This window comes from Paenibacillus oryzae, from assembly GCF_001675045.1.
GTDB lineage: Bacteria > Bacillota > Bacilli > Paenibacillales > Paenibacillaceae > Pristimantibacillus > Pristimantibacillus oryzae.
In genome coordinates this window covers 43,505-65,097 of record NZ_LYPA01000028.1, presented here as the reverse complement: position 1 = coordinate 65,097, position 21,593 = coordinate 43,505, and the positions used below count along the sequence as shown (strand labels likewise).

Genomic DNA, 21,593 nt, shown 5'->3' with positions numbered 1-21,593 from the left:
GCAACGAATAACGATTCAGCAAAATCGGTCCCTCCCGGAAAAGAGTGTCTTGGAAGCTCAAACATTTTTGGCCGCTTTATTTTGATCCGATTTGTAGTGGATAAAAGCGGACAAAAAAACTCGCCCTCAAGACACCCTTTCTCGTCCGGTCCTCTCTGCTGAAGGGCAATTTTAGTTCCACTTGACGTTGCAGACAGCGCCGCTTTCAACTAATCAAATTGCACATACGTATAATCCAATCCGACCATTTCTTTTAGTTTACTGGCAAGGGAATAATGGTTTGGTAAATCCTTTTGGATCACACATAAAATATTTCCAGCTTCACCCTTTGACAGATTTGTTAATTGCAAGTGATCGGCATTACCGTAAATATAAGATACAAGGTAATCATAATAATCGTTTTGCTTGTCTGTCACATGCAGGCCAACGTTGTATTGCCTGATCTTTGTACCCGCCCATATTTTATCATCGTCATTCAGCTGATCCAAAGGAATCCAAGGAGCAGACTCCCTTGCAAGCGGCTCACTGTTCAGCACAGAGAATACAGCAAGATCAACATATCTTCCCTTTTCGAACTCATGCTCGCGCAGCAGCCCCTCTTGTTGAAAGCCAAGCTTTTTCAGCAGGGCAATCGAACCTTCATTCTGCGGATCTGCCTTTGCTTCGATCTTGTTCAACTGCATGTCGACAAAACCAAAATAGATGACAGAACGCGCGACCTCGGTCATAACGCCTCGTCCCCAATAATCAGGATGAAGGTCGTATCCGATCTCCGCACGGTTATGAACGGCTTCCCTGTTTAGAAATCCGCAGGTTCCAATAACTCTGCCGCTTTCGGTATCTTCAATCATCCATCTCAAGCCGGACTGTTCCGTAAAAATCCTTTTATACCAGCCCATCTCTTCCTTGGCATCATCCACCGATTTAAAAGGCTCCAACGGCAAAAATTGGGCTACTCTTTCATCCGAATATAAGGCTAAAAGATCATGGCAATCCAGCTCCTGGGCATCACGCAGCGTAAAACGCTCCGTGTGAAGAACCGGGAAATAGTCAAATGCAAACTTCGTATTCATTCTGTTCTCCTCATATGGATATCTTACTATTCTTCGCCTGCTCCAAACGGCCCCTTCATTATACAATCACACTGCTGCTTCCTCAATGGCTTGCGAAGCGCACTTTTTCAAGGCGGCTTTTTTCTCCCGTTTCTCGATCCACTCGCCAAGTATCAGAAACAGTGTAGTTGCTGCTATCGCAAAAACCACCACTGTATAAAAGCCCGCTCCAATCCCGATGCCAACCCCGCCGGTGAAAAAAATCATCGCCGCCGATGTTAATCCCACTACACGAATGCCGTCCTTCAAAATAATACCCGCTCCGATAAAGCCAAGGCCGGTAACGATTTGGGCAGTTAGCCGCATAGGGTCCATCATCGTATGGTCGCGAATATCCGCGTACATCGCCACGCTTTGAATGGAAACAATGGTGATGAGTGCGGATGCTGCGGAAACAAACATATAAGTCTTAACTCCCGCAGGCTTATGCTTGTGAGTCCGATTTAAGCCGATAACAAAGCCAAGTAAGCAGCTGACGAACAGGCGGAACAACCACTCATATTCGCCAAACCACTGGGATAAGTAATGATCTGTAGCCAATGCTGCATTCCTTCTTTCAGTTGCGGCTATCCCGGCGCCTACCGGGACAGCTTTTTCATTTTTTCGTGCATGATTCTGTAGCTGTCTTCGATTTCTTCTCTCTTACATGGCGCGCGCAGCTCGTAGACTTTAAGCTCTGCCGCTTGGATCACTGGCAAAAAGACGTCGAAGCCGGAGTCATCCTGACTATGGATATATGGACACCAATGGTCGACAATGCCAACTGTTTCGTGAATATGCACGCCAAGCACCTTTCCTTGTTGAGCAAAAGCTTGAACCTCCCATTCGGCATCATACAATCCCATACGCTCCATCATCATGCCGTGGCCGATATCAAACCACAAGCCAACCGGCGCTCCCTTCAGCCCGGTCATGATCTGATCGGCCTCCTGAAGCGTTGGAATCTGGTTGCAGCGGGAGCGTGTTTCGATTCCGATTTTGATGCCTAGTCCAGCCTGCTCTATATATTCGCAAACCTCACCCAGACATTCCGTTATCCGCGCGACATGGATGGGAGCCAGCTCGTTCCGTCGCTCCAGCATTTCGCTCCATAGCTGCTGGTAGGCCGGAGAATCCTTGCCTTGCTCAACCCACAGCTTTTTGAGAGCGGCGTCGATGTTATAATGAAACGGCACCTCGCCGGGATGGACGACAACAGCCTTTGCGCCAAACCGATAGGCGTAGTCGGCGGAGCGCTTCAGCAGTTCGACGGCCCGGCGGCGCTTATCGAGGTCATCGAAGCCAAGCATAACCGAATCGGTATCGTAATCCTTGTCTTCAATAAAAGGAAAAACATTATGCACGCTCGATATGATAATTTCGCCGCCTTCGATCATCGGTACGATGCTGGCTAACAGCTCGTCGTTTACATTATAATTAAGCTCGACCTGGCTAAAGCCCAGGCTTTTGATTTCCTGAATCATGTCTCTGCCGCTGCTGTGTCGTCTTAAATTCCACATGGTGGAAAAGGAATAGCCTTCTTTTTGCAAGACTTGGTTCATCTTGTGTTCCCTCCGTTGTCTGATTATGGCATATGCCGATGTTGTTGAACGTACAGGCAAGGAGCTTGGGCATATGGCCCAAACTCCCCGATTATCGCCTTACTTATTTAATTTCGATTGAGCTTCCTCATATTCCTGCGCGATTTTGCTGCCGCCGCTTTTTAGCCAGCGTTCAACCTCGCCTCTCCATTGCTCCTCCGTAATCGAGCCCATAACAAATTTGATATTGGCATCCGACAGGATCGTTTCAAGCTGCGCGCCTTGCTCCAGGAACGTTTCCGAAATGAGCGGCAGCGTTGGATCAACAATGCCGAACTCTGCGTTTTCCGCATTCAGCTCTTGTTCAAGCTGCCCAAGCTCAGACAATTCGCCCTGCATGGCGTTTATTGCTGGCGCCAATGTACCAAGGGGAGCCCCGTATGGAGCGCCAACGTCGTCGCCATGCTTGTTGTCCGGGATAGCAACTGGCTTACCGTCCTTCATTTCATAATGTACGCCCTCCAGCCCCCATACAAACAGGTTGGAAATGGTTTCGCCCGCCAGGTCGTCAAAAAATTTCAATACGCGAAGCAAATGCTCTTCGGTTTTGATGCTGGATTTCGGGAAAAGGAAGAAGCCGTTGTGGCCGCCCTCCATATTGATCCGTTTGCCATATTCGCCTTCCAAAATGCTGATCATGCTGAAGGCTGCTTGTTCGCCGAGATTTTCCTTCACAACCGAATCCAGGCCAACGGTGGAGCCCGTAACATCGATGCGGACGCCAGCTTTGCCGTTTTCGGCTGCGCCGGTCCATTCCGGACGCTCGATGACCGCAAAATCCTTGTTCATCAGACCTTCGTCATAAAGCTTTTTCTCAAATTTCAAAGCGTTCAGAAATTCTTCTGTTTGCACGTCTCGGATAAACTTCCCATCCTCGATTTTCCACTGGTTAGGGGCGCCAAAGTAAGGCGCAAACCAGAGGCCAACCTCCTTCGCCGTCATGCCGGTAGTGTCGGCTTGCCCGTTTTGATCGGGATCGTTATTTTTGAAGGCGACCAGCATATTGTAGAAATCGTCGATGGTTTTTGGCGTTCCCATGCCTACATTGGCAAGCCAGTCGGAACGGAACTGAATGGCACGGCGCGCCAGTGCTCTTTCGCGCGGCAATCCGTAGGTTTTGCCTTCGTAAGCAATATTTTCGTAAATGACGGGATTAATGGCGCTCAGGTTCGGGAACTGCTCCAGATAAGGGCCGATTTCCCAAAACAAACCGGCTTGGACTGCGTTAACGACGTAAGGCAGCTTCTGATGCCGTCTAGGAATCGGGAACGCGTCGGGCATATCGTCGGATGCGATCATGATGGGCAATCTCTCCTCATAGGAGCTGCCCGGCAAAGCGCTGACCGTTAGCTTCGTATTTGTCGCTTGCTCAATATACTTCTGGACATCGTTACCTTCTTTTGGAAATTCAACCCCGTCGAAATTGTACATCAGCTTGATGGCAAGCGGCTCCTGCTCAGTTTGCCCGGAATCGCCTCCGGAGGTTGTGTTTGTAGCGGTTGGTTTTTCGTTTCCGGTGTTCGAATTTACCGTTTCTGATCCGCCTCCACTGGAGCAAGCGCTTACAATCACCATCGTGGAAGCAATCAGAAGTGCCAGATGTTGCCGCGAAGCTTTAAACCATCCCTTCAATATGAACCCCTCTTTTCCTAGTTTGATTAATCTATCAAAAGATAAACGGCGGCTTTGATTTGTTGCTCTTTTGCTGCAAGCCTTCGTTATCCTTTAACCGAACCCAGCAAAACGCCTTTGGCAAAATGCTTTTGAAGAAACGGATAAACGAGCATAATCGGAACGGTCGCGATTACGATAACCGCCATTTTGATCGAGTTGCCGTAATAAGGCACGTTTTCGATTTCCGTCGTGTCGCCGATAGAGCCGTTGGTCAAAATAATGACCTGGCGCAAAATAACCTGCACCGGATATTTATCCGCGTCGGTTAAATACAAAATAGCGCTGAAATATTGATTCCATATGCCAACAGCGTAGAACAGGCCAAACGCGGCCATGGCCGGCAGCGACAGCGGCAGCACGATGCGGAATAATACGCCTAGCTCATGGCTGCCGTCGATTTTGGCGGATTCCTTCAGCTCCTCGGGAATGCTCTGAAAAAAGTTTTTCAGAATGATCAGGTTAAAGGCGCTAATCGCGCCGGGAATAATAAGCGCAGCCAGTGAATCCAGCAGCCCCGTTGCCTTTACGACAAAATAAGTCGGAATCATGCCGCCGCTGAACAGCATTGTAAAAAGCACCATCAGCAACACAACGCTTCTGCCCGGCAAATTTTTGTGGGACAGCGAATATGCCATAAGAGATGTCATAATAAGCTGGAACAACGTTCCGAATACCGTAATTAAGATCGAAACCCGAAGACTTCGTGTAAAGGTGTCAGCCGAAAAAATATACTTGTAGGCTTCAAAGGAGAAGGTTTTTGGAATGAGCGTTGTGCTGGTTGAGAACGAAACAACAACGACGTATAGAAAAGGCAGAAACGTTACCAGAGAAAAGAGCGCAAGCGCTGTTATATTGATGCCATCGAATAGCCTGCTTCCAAAGCTCGTGTCCTTCACCATGTCAATAAATCCCTTCCTCTCCGAGCCGCTTCGCCAGCCAATTGGCCGAGACGACAAGAATTAATCCAACTACTGCCTTGAACAATCCTACCGCAGCGCTATAGCTGAACTGCCCCTGCTGCATCCCGACCTGATAGACGTAAGTGTCGAATACCTCGCCAACCTCGCGATTCATCGCGTTTAGCATCAGGAAGATTTGCTCAAAGCCAAGATCAATAAAATTGCCTAGTCTCAAAATAAGCAGGATGACGACGACGCTGCGGATGCTGGGGAGCGTAATATGCCACAGAAGCCGCCAGCGATTAGCCCCGTCAATGCGCGCCGCCTCGTACAAGCTTGGATTTACACCCGCCAATGCCGCCAAAAAGATAATCGTCCCCCATCCTGCATCCTTCCAGATCATCTGGAGAATGATCAGCGGACGGAACCAGAACTCGCTCATCAGAAATTGCACCTTTTCCATGCCTATCAGAGCGAGCAGTTCGTTAATAATGCCCCCTTCGGTTGTTAGAAGAATGTAGCTGATGCCAACGACAACAACCCAGGACAGAAAATGCGGCACATAAACGAGCGTCTGTACCGTACGTTTGTAGATTTCCGAACGAAGCTCATTCAGCATAAGCGCAAGAATGATAGTAAGCGGGAAAAAGACGCCCGTATCCAGGATGGCAATGTATAACGTGTTGCGAAGCAGCGTCCAAAACTGGGGCTCCGAGAAAAAACGTTCAAAATGCCTCAGTCCCACCCATTCACTGCCCATAACGCCCAAATGGGGCTGATATCGTTGAAAGGCCATCAAGACGCCCCACATGGGCACATATTTGTAAATGGCGAAAAATGCAACGCCCGGCAGCATTAAAATATACAGCCATCGTTCCTTCCACATTCGCTTCCATAACGGCTCTTTTTTTAGTCTGATCGTCATGACTTGCGCCGTTTCAATCTCCATCCTTTATCCCCCTCCAACGTTATGAATCCGCTTTCTTAACTACGATTCTAGGGGAGCCCATAGGGGGATTCAACTATAAATATATCGGGTGGTTTTGAATGTTTTTCGGGTATCGAGAACGTGGAATAAACGCGTAGCATCAAGGCTTTACGGGGATTTGGAGAGGTTGGGCAGCTATCGGGAAGGCACTTGAAAAACTATAATATTATTAGGTTGAGAGCCATATTTACATTACCGCCGCAAAAAAACGACAGCCCAAAGACCTGAAAAAAGTCCCGGACTGCCGTTGTTTGGTTAAAACAGGTTGGCTATCGATTGCAGAGTTAATTTCCGGCTAACGATGATCCTCGCCCCATCAAGGAAGCTGTTTGGCTTGCAAGCTGCTTTTTGTTTTGCCGCCGGCTTTTGTAAATAGCAAAATGGCAAGCAGTAAAGCCAGGCATACAGCGCCAAAGCCTAGCCAGTTTAAATATAGAACAGATGTGCGGCTAATGACAAACCCGCCTAAACCGGAGCCCAGAGCAAACCCGAATTGAATAAACGAGGTATTTACACTAAGGGCAATATCTGGATTTCGAGGCGCTAGCGTAACCAGATAAAGCTGCTGGGCCGGAGAAATACTCCATGTCGCCAGCATAAAAACCATTAGCACGATAACAAGCACCAGAAGATTGACGCCCGCTACAGCAAACAACATAAGAGTTGCTCCCTGCAGCAGGAGCCCCAGATAAATAGTGAATGTTGACCCCTTTGCATCGGCCAATTGCCCGCCTGCCTTGGAGCCTACGAAGCTGCAAATGCCAGCCAGAAACAAAATACCGCTAATCTCGGTCATGGAAAGAGTCGATGATGCCTGCAGGAATGGCGTAATGTACGTAAACAATGTGGCGTAGCCGCCCACATAAAACAACGTAATCGCCAAGGCAGTCAGAATGGCCGGGCTTTTCAGCATGGAGAGCTGCATCCCAAGCGTAATATTATCGTCTTCTTTGATCGACGGAATCTTTTTGAAGATAATGAGCAATGGGAGAATGCTTAATAAGCCAACTATAATAAACAAGGCTCTCCAGCCAAACATTTCACTAAAAAAGGTGCCGATGGGAACACCGAGCACCAGAGAGCTGCTAAGCCCCATCAAAATAATGCCAATGGCGCTGCCCCGTTTTTCCTTTTCAACAAGACGCGTCGCCACAGCCATTGCAACAACGGTCGAGATTCCTCCGCTGGCTCCTTGAATAATACGTATCCAGATCATTGCTTCAAAGGAAAGCTTCAGCAGCATGAGAGCGTTGCTGGCTATAAAGATGCTGAGCGTAGTCAGGAGCAGCTTCTTGCGGTCTGCATTAATCGTAAGAGTAATCAAAATCGGGGCGATGACGGCTGCCGCGAGAGCAAACACCGTAACCAGCAGCCCGGCTTTGGAGGTTGTTACCTCCAGGTCCGTGGCAATTAGCTCAATAACGCCGGTAATAATATATTCAATGGTACCGATCAGAAAAACAGCCAGTGCCAGAACATAGATGATTCCTTTATTTTTCAATCCACTCCACCTTCTTCAGTTACCTATTTCTAGCTTTCTATTCCCAATCGGGATTTGAATTTCGATAAATTGTGCCTCTTGTCCCGGAGACAACGGGAGATACAGCTCCCTGCCGTATTCGTTTTCCTTGATTTCATAGTTGCTGTTTTCAATCCATTTGGCTAAATGAACGCAGGCCGCGCCATCGAACTTGGAGTTGGAATGAAAAGCCATTGCGGCCATCATCGGCTCGGGGGGAAGAGTACGCAGCTGAAACGGGTCCGGATAGGAGCGCGGCTCGCTTGTCAAATAATATCCGACCTCGAATTCAAACTCGTCTTCTTTTCCATCTACATCCCTCCACAGCACAACCTGGGGCCCCTGAATCAACTGTCTTATTTCCTTTGTTACTAAAGGTTCGGCTTCACGAATCAAAACAGGAATGTCCTCTTCTCGACCGTAAGCCTTCTGGAAAAGAAACAGCTTGGCTTCCTCCGCGGTTACTCTGATTTCCTGGCCCGTTTCGAGCTGCCCCTCCCTTTCGATCAGCCCGATACGCTGCTCGATTCTGGCCAGCCTCGCTTGCTCGGTATCGATAATTTGCTGGATTTCGCTTCTTTTCAGCTTAAACATCCCTTGAATGTTTTCCAGGGTGATGTCCTCCTGGAGCAGCTGGCTAATCTGCGGCAGGGTAAAGCCCAATTCCTTGTACACGAGAATTCGGTTAAGCTCCAAAAGCTGATCCGCGGAATAATAGCGATAACCGGAGTCATGATCCACCCTTCTCGGCTTTAAAATGCCGATCTGGTCATAATAGCGCAAGGTTTTTAAGGAGGCCTTGCTCAGTCTGGAAAACTCGCTGATTTTAAACAAAATATCACCTCCAATCCACTTGTTAAGGCAAGTATACAGTTTCCCGTGCAGGGGAAAGTCAAGAGCAGAAATTAGCTACTGCTCAGAAAGTTTTGTTTGCTTGGCGACGATTGTCCAGACATCGTCGGCAAGAAAGGCTGTTTCCTTGTTGGCGTCATACCATTCGTTCATATAGGACACGATGCGCTCTCCGCCGATCGCCGCCCAAGCCGCTTTTGCGTCCTCCACGGCTTGCTCCGCGCTATATTGCTCCCCGCTTACGATTGCTTTTATATACAAATCGGTTGTTTCCTTAAGCGCCTTTATCCGGATTTCGTCCAGCTCGATCGGCAGTCCCGGCACATGGTCGCCAAGCGTCAGTCCGGGATATTCCTTTTCAGGGTCCAGGTACAGCTTGTATGCTTCCTTGTACATCTCCAGTCCCTTCCGTTGAATGTCATCCTTGGGGTTAAACTGGTTTTTGACAAAATGACATTTTTCCGTCCCTCTGCTCAGGAACAGGCCGTAAGCGGCGGCAAATCCCACTTCCGTGCGCCATTTCAAATCGTTCGTATAGACGGGACAACCTCCGGCTTCAGAGGAAGCGATCCAATGGACGCCCTCCTCGCCCTTGAACAGCCGGTTTGACGTATCCGGCTCCAGAATAAAATTGATGTATTGCGCTGCCGCAAGGGGGTCCTTCATCGCCACATTGAATACAGTCGTCATTTGGTAAGGGTTGTCGATGGCTCCCGTATAGCGGCCAAACGGAGAAGCTGGATATTCCAGCGGAACAACCACCGCGGAGGGGTCATTGCGATGGAGTGAAACAAGATCCCTTGTCGTAAATTCAAACCAGTTCATGCTGTAATTGACGTAAATGCCAAGCTTGCCCGCAATAAAATCTTGCTTTGCTTTGCTTCCGTCCTTGTCCCGTATGAAATCCCGGTCAATTGCTCCAGCGTCATAGAGAGCTTTTTTGAATCTAAGAGCCGCCAGCTCCTTGTCCCATTGCCGGATGACGCGGCCTTCCCGGAGGCCCCAGCTATGATCCTGCTGGATGCCGAACATTTCATTGACGGCTCCGTCGGAGGCGTAGCTGATATTTAAACCCAGCGTATCCTCTTTCCCGTTGCTGTCCGGATCTCGCTGGGCAAAAGCCTTCGCAACGGCCAGCAGCTCCTCTGTCGTTTTGGGCGTATTTAATCCAAGCTTATCCAGCCAATCCTGGCGAATAAACAAGACATGCAGCGGATTCGCCTCATTAACGCGGCCGATTTCGTACAGCTTGCCATCCGATTTTGTGCCCGCCAGGCGCAGCTGCGGATGCTCCTCCAGCAGCCTGGCGTAATTCGGCATGTACTGGAGCAGATCGTCCAGCGGCAGCAGCCTTCCTTGCTCGTACAAATTGTTGCGAAACGGAGCGTTTGTTTCGTTGATAATATCCGGTGCGGAGCCTGAAGCCAGCATAACGTTAAGCAGCTTTTTCGATTCGCTGCGCAGGACGGGGACGAATTTAACGTTGACGGGAGCATTGGCCATAATCCACCTCGTCCAGCGGTTTTGCTCGTACGAGCCTTCAGAGGAAGCAACCCCGCCCCTGTCCTGCACGCCAACGGATACCTTGCCCCGGTTATCGGCCCTGCGTTCACTGCCGCCCCCGTCCTCGCGGAACAAAACGCTGCAGCCGGCAATGATCGCTGCGATGGCGCACATGGCCGTAATGCCGATGATCTGCTTGTTAGTATAGCCCATAAAGCGACCTCCTGTCCCTGTTACCGTGTCTGTCCTTACAGCTCGCTATGCTGCCTGCGCCATTCCTTGGGAGAAAGCTTGTAATGCTGCCGGAACACGTTTGTAAAATAGTTCGGTTCCCCAAAGCCCGTTACGCGGGCTATTTCAAGCACCTTCATATCCGTTGTTCGCAGCAGGTTCAGCGCCTTCTCCATCCGGTAGCGCGTAACGTAGCCCGTAAAGCTCTCCCCTGTTTCCTTCTTGAACAGCATGCTGAAATAGCTGGGGTTAAGGCGTACATGCCCAGCGACCTCCGTCATTCGGCAATCGTCGGCAAAATGCATGTCGACATATGAAATAGCTTTGCCGATCGCCCCGTCGAGCTTTCGTGAGGGATGAGCCTCTCCCTCCTTTGCTTCCCGGGACTGGCTGGCCTGGAATCTTTCCGTCGCCATGTCCAGCATGGCGCGTACATCCTCCTCCGTGCACGGCTTGACCAGAAAATCCATAACGCCAAGCTTGATGGCCGCTTGCGCGTAATCAAATTGCTTGTAGCCGGTCAAAAAAACAACGATCATATCGGGGTGCATCCGTCGTATTTGAGTCACAAACTCAATGCCGTCCATTGCGGGCATCCGAATATCGGTCAGCACAAGATCCGGCTTATGCACCTCCAGCATTTTTAAGGCATCAAGCCCGTTGCTTGCCTCGCTGACAACCTGCCAATTATGCTCGCTCTCCTGAATCATTTTGACGAGACCTTTGCGAAAATGATACTGGTCCTCTACAACCATTGCATTTCCATAGCTCATCCTGCTTCTCTCCCTTCGAAATAGACGCCAATTAATGTGTATTGTCAGGAGTCCGACGTGGTGGAAATGGTTCTTCCGAATGCAGCTGTTTCCAAATTTCCTGTCAGCGGCAAATAAAGACGCATAACGGTTCCAGAGCCTGGCTTGCTGTCGATTTCCAGCCTGCAGGGCTCGCCGTGCAGCAGCTGTATTCGTCTGGCGACATTGCGGACGCCAATGCTTTCGCGCCGATTCTGGCCTATTGGGGGTTCCTCGCCCTTAAGCAGCTTGTTGATCTGCTCCTGCTCCATGCCGCATCCGTTATCACTGATTTCGATGCACAGAAACCCCTCCTTTTCCCGGACGCGGATTTCCAGTACCTTATGGCCAAGCTGGTTGCGGAAGGCATGCATAAACACATTTTCGACCAGCGGCTGAAGCAGCGACCGCATCATTTGGCCCCTTAACGCCGCATCATCAGCATGAATGGTGAATTCAAAATCCGTCTCGAACAGCTCAGCCTGAATTTTGACGTAATTGCGGATTTGCTTCAGCTCCTCCTCCACGGTGGCAGGCATATGGACCGGCATAAGCGAATGCTTCAATATTTCCGACACTGCCGCAATCAGCGAGGCCGTATCCTTTTGTCCCTGCAAGTGCAGCTTCCAGTACACCTCGTTGAAAAAATTGTGCAGAAAATGCGGATTAAGCTGCGCCTGAAGCGCCTTAAGCTCCGCATCCCGTTCGCTAAGCTGCGTCATGTAGACCTTTTTGATCAGCCCTTCGACATGCTCCGCCATCGCATTGAAGCTTTCGCCGATATAAGCCAGCTCATCCTTGGTGCCAACCTTGACCCTCGTTTCAAATTTTCCGGAGCGCAGCCGCTGTAGCCCCTTTAGCAAATCGGCAAGCGGAAGCAGCAACCGCTCCAGCGTCAACACGATTAACAAACACGCAACAAAAGCGATCAGCAAGCCGGCGATAATAATGTTTTCCGCGATACGGCGGTTTTGTTCTTCGATATTGTCTAGAGATCGGGAGCTGACCAGCAAAAAAGAGTCGGTCGGCGGATTAAGCGATTCGCTGCGCGACAACAGCCTTCCTGCAATAATGCTGGAATTTTGCGCCTCCCGGATATCCTTCAGCTCTGTTTCGCTAATGGATTTGTCATTGGCATACAGCAGTTCGTTGGAATGGTTGAACAAATAAACCATGCCCGTGCCGTCTTTAGTCAGCTCCCTTAGCCCTTCCGCCAGATAAGACTCGTCAATGGACATGACGAGCATGCCGTACCGCTGCTGAAAGCTGTTGATCATCCACCTGGCTGCAACGATCGTATTGCGAAAGCCGTCCGGTTCGATTTCGCTCGGCAGAGGCATTCGCATCCAGATCAGCTCGCCCGACGTATCCGCAAGCTGGAGCCTGACGCGATCCAGAGAGCTTTTGTTCGGCTCATTGATAGCCGGCGTATTGTAACGGTAATAGGCGGTTTCGCCGTCAGGATCGAGCATGTACAGGCCTGTTATATAAGGCGCTTCGGACCTGAGCTGATTGATCATTTCGTCTATTTTTTGCATTTCCAGATAAAGCTGAAATTTGTCGTTGTCCTTGTAACGGTTGTACCGGGTAATCATCTCTTCAATTTCGCCCTTGAACACCAGTAATTGTGAAATGCGTTTCATTTCCTGCACCTTCAATTCAAGCTTTGAAAGCGCTTCCTGATTTATGATGCGCGCTTGCTTGCTCAGCTCTTCCCGGAACAATAGCTGGTTGCTCCGATACGTGTACAGGCTGGCAATGCCGAAGGCTACGATAATGATAAAAAATAAACTGCCGAGAAGCTTCAGCTTAAAGCTGTTTGTTACGCTGCTCCACAGCCACTTCCAAAGGCGCATGCTGGACAGCTCTCGTTCCCCCCTGTCTGCTTACGGCGTACCTATGATTTATCTTGAAAGTATCATACCGTATTTTCGAGAGATTGTGGCAAAATAATGACAAAAAATCTGTAAGGAAAAAGATTGTCGCGATTGTGCACCCCATGTTGTCGTAATCGTTCATTAACTACCCTCTTTTATTCGTGCTAGAATGAGCGCGAGAATATGTTATGCTTAGGAGGAAACAGAATGAGCAGGCGTGTAAAAATCGCTATAATTGGGTGTGGCGGTATAGCAAACGGCAAACATTTGCCAAGTCTTGCAAAAATGCAACAGGTTGAGCTTGTCGCCTTTTGCGATATCTATATCGATCGGGCGCAAAAGGCAGCCGAGCAGTTCGGCGCTCCGGAGTCGAAGGTTTACGATGATTATCGGGAGCTGCTGAAACAGCCAGACATCGAGGTTGTGCATGTTTGTACAGCTAACGACAGTCATGCCGAAATCACAATAGCAGCGCTTGAAGCAGGCAAACATGTCATGTGCGAAAAGCCGATGGCCAAAAAAGCGTCGGATGCCGCATTGATGCTGGAGGCAGCCAAACGTACCGGCAAAAAGCTGACGATCGGCTATAACAACCGCTTCCGGTCCGACAGCCTCCTGCTCAAAAAAATGTGCGAGGAAGGCGAGCTTGGCGACATTTATTTTGCCAAGGCGCATGCGGTTCGAAGACGCGGCGTGCCAACCTGGGGCGTTTTTCTGGATGAAGAAAAACAAGGCGGCGGGCCGCTTATTGATATCGGCACGCATGCGCTGGATTTGACGCTTTGGCTTATGAACAACTACGAGCCCAGCGTTGTATTGGGCTCCGCCTACCATAAGCTGTCCAAACGCGCTAACGCGGCCAATTCCTGGGGGCCCTGGGACCCCGACAAGTTTAAGGTGGAGGATTCCGCTTTTGGCATGATTATTATGAAAAATGGCGCTACGATCCTGCTGGAATCAAGCTGGGCGCTCAATACTCTGGATACGCGCGAGGCGCGTTGCACGTTAAGCGGCACCGAAGCCGGGGCCGACATGACCGACGGCCTGCGCATTAACGGGGAAGCTTACGGCAAGCTGTATGAAAAACAGTTTAAGCTTGATCCCAAAGGCGTTGACTTCTACGATGGCAAGCGCGAGTCGATGCAGGATGTCGAATTACGGATGTGGATTGACGCCGTTGTTAATGATACCGAGCCGGTTGTAACGCCGGAGCAAGCTTTGGTCGTATCTCAGCTGCTGGAGGCTATTTATGAATCGGCCCGGACCGGCGAAGCGATCTATTTTGACTAAGGAGGCTATTCCCATGCCGAACGAGCTAACGGGTCAAGGTAAAGGCCAATCCAGGCTGCGTATTGCGGTTCTCAGCTTCTGGCATGTCCATGCCGCGGATTATGCCAAGCTTGCAATGGAGCATCCCGATACCGAGCTGGCTGCCGTTTGGGACAACGACCCGCAGCGCGGCCAGCGGGAAGCGGCACTGCGCGGAGTCCCCTATTACAGCAGCCTGGAGCAGCTTCTTGCGGACCGTTCCATTGACGGCGTAATTGTGACCGAAGCGACAACGCGCCATCCTGGCGTGCTGATGGCGGCCGCAAAAGCGGGCAAAGCTATTTTTACGGAAAAGGTTGTTGCGCTGACGGAAGCGGATTGTGTGGATATTATACAGGCGTCTGACGAAGCCGGCGTTGCGATGGTTGTATCGCTGCCGCGTCTTAACCTGCCATTTGTGCTGGGGATGGAGGAGCTTGCAGAAAGCGGCCTGCTGGGCGGGCTGACGCTGGCGCGCGCGCGGCTGTCGCATAGCGGAGCCTTGCCTTCAGAGGCCGGGCCAAACGGTTATTTGCCGGACGGATTTTTCACTTTGTCGGAAGCGGGCGGCGGCGCTATGATGGATCTCGGCTGCCATCCCATGACGATAGTGCGGCAGCTGCTCGGCATGCCGGCTTCCGTCAGTGCCGCTTTTGGCTACTATACCGGCAAGGAGGTTGAAGACAACGCGGTCGTTACGCTGCAATACGGCAGCGGCGCAATCGGCATTGTGGAAGCGGGTTTTGTCAACCGCTCGTCGCCCTTTACGCTGGAGCTTCACGGTACCGAAGGAAGCGCCATCTATTTCGCCAAGGATGGCATGCTGATGTACAAAAGCGCGCTGTTAAGCGGTGAACAAGCCAAACAATGGCAGGAATACGCTTTGCCCGAAGCCCGGCCAAACGCTTTTTCGCAATGGGTGAATCACATCCGAAGCGGAACCCGCGCTGACGCGAACCTTGCCGCAGCGCTTGATCTGACCCGGCTGATGGAAGCCGCTTCGCAATCGGCGCGCTTGGGGAAAACGATTCAGCTTTAAGCGGCTGTTCATAAATAATGTTGCAGGAGGAACGGCAATGGCCAAGCTTCAAACAGGAACGGAAACGCTAATGCAAGCTCCTGAGGGGCAAAACCTTGCTCCCGCCATCAACGAAGCTGCCGCGAATGGCGGTCACAGATATCCTTTCCAGCTCATGAAGGAGCAGCAGCATGCCTTGGAGCATGTGCAGGCTGATTTTCGCTGGGGGCCGTATGGGATATGCGTCTTCCGCTTCCACCTGGCCGCTTTTCCTCCGGGCAAAATTGACCGTTTCCATAAGCATACCGAGGAATATGAATTTCATTTTGTGCCGCGAGGCTCAGGAATGGTTATACTGGAGGATACGCCTTGCCATGTTGGCGAAGGCATGATGTATGTGACAGCGCCGGGCGTTATGCACTATCAGGAAGCCGATGACAAGGACGGCATGGACGAGCTGTGCTTGCGCATCCGGATTGTCCGCATTGATGACGGCGAGCCTGCCGAGAGCTGGGGAGCAGCTTCGGAGTGGCGGGAAGCCGAGGCATGCGTGCGCCAGCTTGGGCTTATCCCCCGCCGTCCTTCCCACGACCGATTCAAGGCAATGGAGTGTTTCCTTGCCGCCTATCGCGCCTGGTACGAAAACCAGCCCGGGCTGCTGACCGTCATCCGTCAATGCATTATCCAGATATTGCTTCGTACGACACGGGCTTATTTTCCGGAACCGGAGCATATGCAGCTTCCATCACGCGATATTAACCGCTACCGCTGCCGGATCGCGGAGCAATTTATTAAGGATAACTATCAGGAGCCGTTGACGCTGGAGGCGGTTGCCGAGGTCATCCATATTAGCCCGCGCCAGCTGCAGCGCATCATGAAATCGCAAATCGGCTCTACCTTTAGCGATTATATAGAAAGCATCCGGCTTGATCACGTGTGCCGAGAGCTTGCCGAAAGCCGCAATACAATCGACCAGGTAGCCGTTCGCAACGGCTTTTCAAGCGCCAATTATTTGCATCGGGTGTTTAAGAAGAAGCTTGGCATAACGCCGCAGCAATACAGGAGCCGGAGCTGTCCCGGGAGCTAAAAGGAGTTAAGGCAACCTTGCATGCTTATTTTCAAGCTCGCCGGAACGCTGCGGGACATAGAGGGGTCAGTTCTTGCAACAAGCTGACTTGACTTAAAAGCGCCATACAACTCCCTGCGCCCATCAGGAGCGCTATAATAGAGATTTTTGTGCCGGCTTCTTTCCAGCGGACAAAAATGTCCTTTACGAGCTGTTTTTGACTGTATTTCAGCTTGTAACGGACACTGACGTCCGTCCCGCCTCCTAAATCCAGCCCATTATGCCAATTTGGAGCGCTTAAGGACACGAATGACCGTTAAACAAGCAAAATCCAGCTATTTCATACTGTAACGGTCATGAATGTCCATCCAATAAATGCCCATCAAATAACAGATCACTACAAGTTACAGACCACTTCAAGATACTGGGTTAACCCCTAAGTTTGGACACTTACCATACTCCTACTCTCATAGTCAGTACGCACGCTACAAGTCAAGCACAGCTTATTTGTGTCTTAGTGTGTTTTTTATATTTTCAGCAAATCGCACACCTCTTCTAGCTTCATTCCGCGCGAGCCCTTCAACAATACAACATCATCGCTAGCTAAAATACGTCTGCATTCAGAAGCAAGCTCTTTCTTGGATGTGAAATGTTTCGCTTTGCCTTTTAGACTGGTACCGCTAACGCTGTCTGAAATTACTTTGCTTAACCTGCCGAACGTAAAAACGGAGTGTATCTTTGACGTATCAATATACTCAGCTATTTCCTCATGAAACGCCAACTCTTCATTTCCCAATTCCAGCATATCGCCTAAAACCAAAACCTTTTTGTCATAGCCTTCAAGATTTGACACGGCTTCGATTGCTGCTTTCATTGAAACCGGGCTAGCATTCCAGGCGTCGTTTATAATTAAAAAGCCCTCCAGGCTTGGTATCTGTTCCATCCTCATTTCCGTAACCTCCAGGTTGGCAAGCCCTTTTCTAATGTTCTCCCCGCTAATCCCAAAATGATCTGTCGCTGCTATGGCAGCCAGAGCGTTCCATACATTGTGCCTTCCAAGCAATGGCATAGAAAACTCATCATCATAATGGCTCACCTTAAAAGCAAGTCCAGCCGAAGTTTCGATAATTTGAGGTGAAAAATAATGATTGGACTCCATGGCGCCAAACGTTTTTACTGTTATCGCTTCTGGAATTTTCAGTTTTGGAAGCGCATCCGTAAGCAAAGGCTCATCGCCATTAATAATGAGGACGCCATGATGGTTCATGCCATGGAGCAGCTCTAATTTGGCTAGCGCAATGGCTTCTCTTGACCCCAGATTGGACAAATGGGAAACACCAATCATCGTTATGATCCCGATATCCGGTCTGGCTATGTTGCTAAGCGCCTTTATTTCCCCTGCATGGCTCATTCCCGCTTCTAGCACAGCAATTTCTGTATCTTCATCCAGCTCCAAAATGGTTAATGGAAGCCCATATTCGCCATTTAAATTGCCACGCGTTTTTTGAACCTTACAGGTTGTGCTTAAGATGGACGTCACCATATCCTTAACTGTCGTTTTCCCGTTGCTCCCTGTTACAGCAGCTACTTTGCAGTTTAATTGATTGCGATACTCCCGTGCCATATGTTGCAAAGCAGCTAGTGTATCCTTGACGATAATAATTGGCAAATCCTCTGGCGGAGCTCCATGATCCTCCTGCCATAATGAAGCAGCAGCCCCATTTTCAAAAGCCCGCTTTACATAGTTGTGGCCGTCGTCAATTCGAACAATTGGAATAAACAAATTGCCCTTCTGCAAAGTTCTTGTATCAATCGATACCCCTTTAACCTCTTCAAATTGACGAGTTTGACAGGCTTCAGTTGCTTGAACAGCATTTGTAAACGAAATCAGATCCTGAATGGGTCGTTTGAACACAAGCATCCCTCCTTGCTCACTAATCTACATTATGCAAAGCTTAAACAGTACCCGTTTGTTCATTAAAAAAGTGGACATCTGTATTCCTAATAAACAGATATCCACTGGCACAGGCAGACAACAGTCGTAACGCCTTATTTAATATCTTTATAAATCTCGCGCATCACATGCCGCAGCTCCGGAGCTATGATCCGGCTAATGGCTAGACGTACCGCTCCAGTTGAGCCCGGCATGGAGAACACCGCTTTTCCTCCGCTCACACCGCCAATGGCTCTGCTCAGAATTGCAGCCGTCCCTATATCTTCGGAATAACTCAAATAACGAAAAATTTCGCCAAAGCCATGCATTTCCTTGTCCAGCAAATCACGAACGGCTTCGTATGAGGTATCCCGCAGCGCTATTCCGGTACCGCCATTTAATAAAATGGCTTCTATCGTTTCGTTGGCAAGCCCGCTGCGGATAGCTCCCTGAATGTCTGCATAATCGTCTTTGACGATCTGATACGCTCCGACATTGTAGCCGGCCTCAAGCAGCATTTCAGTCATTAAAGCACCGCTTTTGTCTGTTTCCGGCGTTCTTGTGTCAGACACGGTAATGATCATGCAGTTGACCATTTTAGGACTTTCCTTACGGTGTTGTTCAACCGATGAAATTGTCATATTACATACCCCATTTACATTAGAAACTCTCACATTTGTCACTTCTGCTTAAAAGCGTATCGCCTTGATTTTCAGCTGTCAAGTTAATGCAGCTTATCAGTTAACATAATTATGTTTATGTGTGTTTTATGATATTAACTAAATCATTTATTTAATGTGGTTAACTATGTAGGCAATCTACTCTCTATAAATAAGTCCTAGTCATTAAATCTTGACATGATATAACTGGTGTAGTACTTTCCATCGGAAAGCAGCTTATCCTTTTTCATCGTGCCTTCGATTTCAAATCCCAGTTTTTTATACATATCAATCGCCTTTTCGTTAGTTTCGAGCACGCCTTCAAGCACTATTTTTTTGATCCCGATAGAATCAGCCCATGCTATGCTTTCTATCATTAGGTTTTTACCGATAGCATATCCCCAAAAATCCATCAGCACCCCTAAGCCATATACGACTTTATGGGAAAAACGCTTTAGATCATAGCCTTGACAGCGGGAATACCCTATTAATCTCCCGTCACAATCTGCGACTAAAAATAAGTTTCTGGGATGATTTGCATCATTTTCAATAATGCGTTCAAATCCTGCTTCATCGATGAAGCCTTCCCCTTGCTCCCTGTCCATATTTTCCGTTTCGCCGTCTATTTGCAATCGAAGCTCAGACAGCTTTTTTGCATCCCCTCTAACTGCCGGCCGAATCTTATACGATACCCCTTTTACATGAAAATCCCGGTGTTCTATTATCATCAGTCTCTTCCCTCTCTCAAGTTAATGGATAGGAAGTTTACCATAGATACCCAAGCATGTAAAGATAAATGAATGATTATAGGCGGGTAGTTACATATTTAAGCGAACGAAGTTACATAGGGAGTGCTTTAATGAAAATGGACGCCGCTAATCCTGATTCTTCTTATCATTGCCGGGATTTTTGCGGGCTTCTATTTTGAATATCACAATGTATCCTATGCTCTTATGGGATTGGTCATCCTGGTTTGCGGCGTATGGGCGTCAGTCATCAGAATTAAAAACTTAGACAAATATTATGGTTACCAGCATAAACGTACCAGATCCATGAGCGATATTGAAAGACATAGCAGATAGCTTGACTTAAGCTGGCGGCCGATCATCTGATCGGCTTTTTTTAGTTTTCGCTATTTTTTATTCTTATACATCTCAAATTTCAATACATACAAGTTGGATTCAAGGCTATAAATGCCAAGCATATCTGACGTAAGATCAAATGACTTCATATCGACAACGATTTCTTGTCGTGCATCCGAATCCAAGAGGACACCCCAATTCGCATGAGATTTTCCATCGGAACTAAAATTCACGTCACTCATATCGGCCGCTAATACGGTAACACGTGCGCCGGGATAATAGACAAAAACACTGTATTCCCAAGGGTTACCTCCATCATCCTTCATACTCTCGGTTCGAACCTCGTAGACATTTGTTACCTCAAGTTTGAGTCCGCCAAAATTAAAAGTTTTAGTTTCTCCGTTTGAACTGTTATTGCATCCGACTAGTAAGATTAACATAGTAATTGCCACATGTATCATCATTGTACGGAGCTTTTGATGGGAGTTCCTCATTATAGATTTCTCTCCTTCAACAGATGAATCTGGACTTCAAACACCCACGCAGATAAACTACGTGGGTGTAATCGCGCTAACATTATTAACTTATGAGACCGTGTTTGTCCAATATTCATAAGGATACGAACTCGCGTTAGGATTGTTGTTTGGTTGATAGAATTTTGCAGGGCTGAATGCCGCCTGAGAAACACCACTTCGTATCATTCTAAACATCCATTGTACGGATGTTCCTGATGGGACTTTGCCAGTAAAATTATAACTGTAAACATCTCCGGATCTGGTTAAAGCACCTCCATCAGTCCACGTACCCGAAGATGTGCGATAGTACATTCTGACTTCAGAAAAGTACTCCTTAGCGCCGTCATTCCTGATATACGAGGTAAATGACGCAGTGTTGTTATTCCACGCTACTACGGAATAAGCGTCGAGGTCTTTGCCAGAGTTCCAGTTCGTCGAAGATAAATGTCTGTAATTGACCTCGTTTCGGAGCCATTTCAACCCACCCGTTGTAGAACAGACTCCAAAATGAAGGTGTGCAGCGCTGGTTCCTTGATTGCCAGACTTGCCTATCAGAGTCCCTTTACTCTTCTTTCCGTCAGGTTCCCTGCTATTCATATGATAAAACCTAATTTTATAGTCTCCATCATCCTTTTTATTATTGTTGTTTGCATCCACCAAAAATTCGATATCATACGAACCTGCACCAGTAATGCCAGTTGCCCACCCGTCATATGGTGCATATACACTTGTATTCAACGCGGCTTTTAGGTCTACTCCGTTATGGGGATTTGTTCCAACTGCACGCGGCTGATTCCACTTGCTGTTCACTGCCGCAAAGCCTGAAGTTGAAGTAGTTGAAAGCGGCGAGTTGAAATTCACAATAGACGGCGGCGTATTCCCAAAAACGATACTGTAATCAGCCGCGAATACATTTGATGTGAATAAGAACGCAATGGCAGTAATAGAAAGTGCAAATGCCGTTATTTTTCGTTTCATTTTTTTAC

Annotated in this window: 19 protein-coding genes; 3 read left to right on the top strand and 16 right to left on the bottom strand. The window is 48.8% G+C overall.

Annotated features, from left to right (window positions below):
* Positions 1–209: 209 nt before the first annotated feature.
* The 11 genes from A7K91_RS26825 to A7K91_RS03075 all read right to left on the bottom strand — a co-directional run bounded on the left by A7K91_RS26825 (position 210) and on the right by A7K91_RS03075 (position 13,005).
* A complete protein-coding gene (locus tag A7K91_RS26825) occupies positions 210–1,073 on the bottom strand; it encodes a GNAT family N-acetyltransferase (RefSeq protein WP_068679576.1) in 864 nt (287 codons plus the stop codon).
* A 66-nt stretch (positions 1,074–1,139) separates the two neighbouring features.
* Positions 1,140–1,652 carry an MgtC/SapB family protein gene (locus tag A7K91_RS03120; protein WP_068679574.1) on the bottom strand — a complete coding sequence of 171 codons (513 nt, stop codon included), beginning with the start codon at positions 1,650–1,652 and terminating at the stop codon, positions 1,140–1,142.
* 38 nt (positions 1,653–1,690) lie between these two features.
* Positions 1,691–2,653, bottom strand: a complete 963-nt coding sequence (locus A7K91_RS03115; RefSeq protein WP_068679572.1) for a sugar phosphate isomerase/epimerase family protein — start codon at positions 2,651–2,653, stop codon at positions 1,691–1,693.
* A gap of 99 nt (positions 2,654–2,752) precedes the next feature.
* Positions 2,753–4,324 carry an extracellular solute-binding protein gene (locus tag A7K91_RS03110; RefSeq protein ID WP_068679570.1) on the bottom strand — a complete coding sequence of 524 codons (1,572 nt, stop codon included), beginning with the start codon at positions 4,322–4,324 and terminating at the stop codon, positions 2,753–2,755.
* A gap of 86 nt (positions 4,325–4,410) precedes the next feature.
* Positions 4,411–5,265 carry a carbohydrate ABC transporter permease gene (locus tag A7K91_RS03105; protein WP_068679568.1) on the bottom strand — a complete coding sequence of 285 codons (855 nt, stop codon included), beginning with the start codon at positions 5,263–5,265 and terminating at the stop codon, positions 4,411–4,413.
* A 1-nt stretch (position 5,266) separates the two neighbouring features.
* On the bottom strand, positions 5,267–6,190 hold the full coding sequence (locus A7K91_RS03100) for an ABC transporter permease (RefSeq protein ID WP_425415638.1): 924 nt from the start codon (positions 6,188–6,190) through the stop codon (positions 5,267–5,269).
* 379 nt (positions 6,191–6,569) lie between these two features.
* On the bottom strand, positions 6,570–7,754 hold the full coding sequence (locus A7K91_RS03095) for an MFS transporter (RefSeq protein ID WP_068679564.1): 1,185 nt from the start codon (positions 7,752–7,754) through the stop codon (positions 6,570–6,572).
* A 15-nt stretch (positions 7,755–7,769) separates the two neighbouring features.
* Positions 7,770–8,606, bottom strand: coding sequence for a MerR family transcriptional regulator (locus A7K91_RS03090; protein ID WP_068679562.1), 837 nt, complete (start codon positions 8,604–8,606; stop codon positions 7,770–7,772).
* Positions 8,607–8,681: 75 nt separating this feature from the next.
* Positions 8,682–10,340: an extracellular solute-binding protein gene (locus A7K91_RS03085; RefSeq protein WP_068679560.1), complete on the bottom strand. Its 1,659-nt coding sequence runs from the start codon at positions 10,338–10,340 to the stop codon at positions 8,682–8,684.
* Positions 10,341–10,375: 35 nt separating this feature from the next.
* Entirely contained in the window at positions 10,376–11,131 is a 756-nt protein-coding gene (locus A7K91_RS03080) for a response regulator transcription factor (protein ID WP_068679558.1), read from the bottom strand.
* Positions 11,132–11,175: 44 nt separating this feature from the next.
* Positions 11,176–13,005 (bottom strand): cache domain-containing sensor histidine kinase, encoded by a 1,830-nt coding sequence (locus A7K91_RS03075; RefSeq protein WP_068679556.1) that lies wholly within the window; start codon positions 13,003–13,005, stop codon positions 11,176–11,178.
* A gap of 228 nt (positions 13,006–13,233) precedes the next feature.
* Here A7K91_RS03075 and A7K91_RS03070 point away from each other — a divergent pair, with 228 nt between their 5' ends.
* From A7K91_RS03070 to A7K91_RS03060, 3 genes are read left to right on the top strand one after another with little or no spacing between them, the layout of a single operon-like run.
* Positions 13,234–14,316 (top strand): Gfo/Idh/MocA family protein, encoded by a 1,083-nt coding sequence (locus A7K91_RS03070; protein WP_068679554.1) that lies wholly within the window; start codon positions 13,234–13,236, stop codon positions 14,314–14,316.
* A 13-nt stretch (positions 14,317–14,329) separates the two neighbouring features.
* Complete coding sequence (locus A7K91_RS03065; RefSeq protein WP_068679552.1) at positions 14,330–15,373, top strand: Gfo/Idh/MocA family protein; 1,044 nt, start codon at positions 14,330–14,332, stop codon at positions 15,371–15,373.
* Positions 15,374–15,410: 37 nt separating this feature from the next.
* On the top strand, positions 15,411–16,439 hold the full coding sequence (locus A7K91_RS03060; protein ID WP_245697200.1) for an AraC family transcriptional regulator: 1,029 nt from the start codon (positions 15,411–15,413) through the stop codon (positions 16,437–16,439).
* A 505-nt stretch (positions 16,440–16,944) separates the two neighbouring features.
* On the opposite strand, the gene A7K91_RS03055 is transcribed toward A7K91_RS03060, so the two are convergent.
* The 5 genes from A7K91_RS03055 to A7K91_RS03035 all read right to left on the bottom strand — a co-directional run bounded on the left by A7K91_RS03055 (position 16,945) and on the right by A7K91_RS03035 (position 21,585).
* Positions 16,945–18,333 (bottom strand): UDP-N-acetylmuramoyl-tripeptide--D-alanyl-D-alanine ligase, encoded by a 1,389-nt coding sequence (locus A7K91_RS03055; protein WP_245697198.1) that lies wholly within the window; start codon positions 18,331–18,333, stop codon positions 16,945–16,947.
* Positions 18,334–18,467: 134 nt separating this feature from the next.
* Positions 18,468–18,992, bottom strand: a complete 525-nt coding sequence (locus tag A7K91_RS03050; RefSeq protein WP_068679550.1) for a MogA/MoaB family molybdenum cofactor biosynthesis protein — start codon at positions 18,990–18,992, stop codon at positions 18,468–18,470.
* 197 nt (positions 18,993–19,189) lie between these two features.
* Positions 19,190–19,738: a GNAT family N-acetyltransferase gene (locus A7K91_RS03045; RefSeq protein WP_068679549.1), complete on the bottom strand. Its 549-nt coding sequence runs from the start codon at positions 19,736–19,738 to the stop codon at positions 19,190–19,192.
* A gap of 404 nt (positions 19,739–20,142) precedes the next feature.
* On the bottom strand, positions 20,143–20,586 hold the full coding sequence (locus A7K91_RS03040) for a hypothetical protein (protein ID WP_068679547.1): 444 nt from the start codon (positions 20,584–20,586) through the stop codon (positions 20,143–20,145).
* A 90-nt stretch (positions 20,587–20,676) separates the two neighbouring features.
* Positions 20,677–21,585, bottom strand: coding sequence for a M23 family metallopeptidase (locus A7K91_RS03035; RefSeq protein WP_068679545.1), 909 nt, complete (start codon positions 21,583–21,585; stop codon positions 20,677–20,679).
* Between the last annotated feature and the right edge of the window lie 8 nt (positions 21,586–21,593).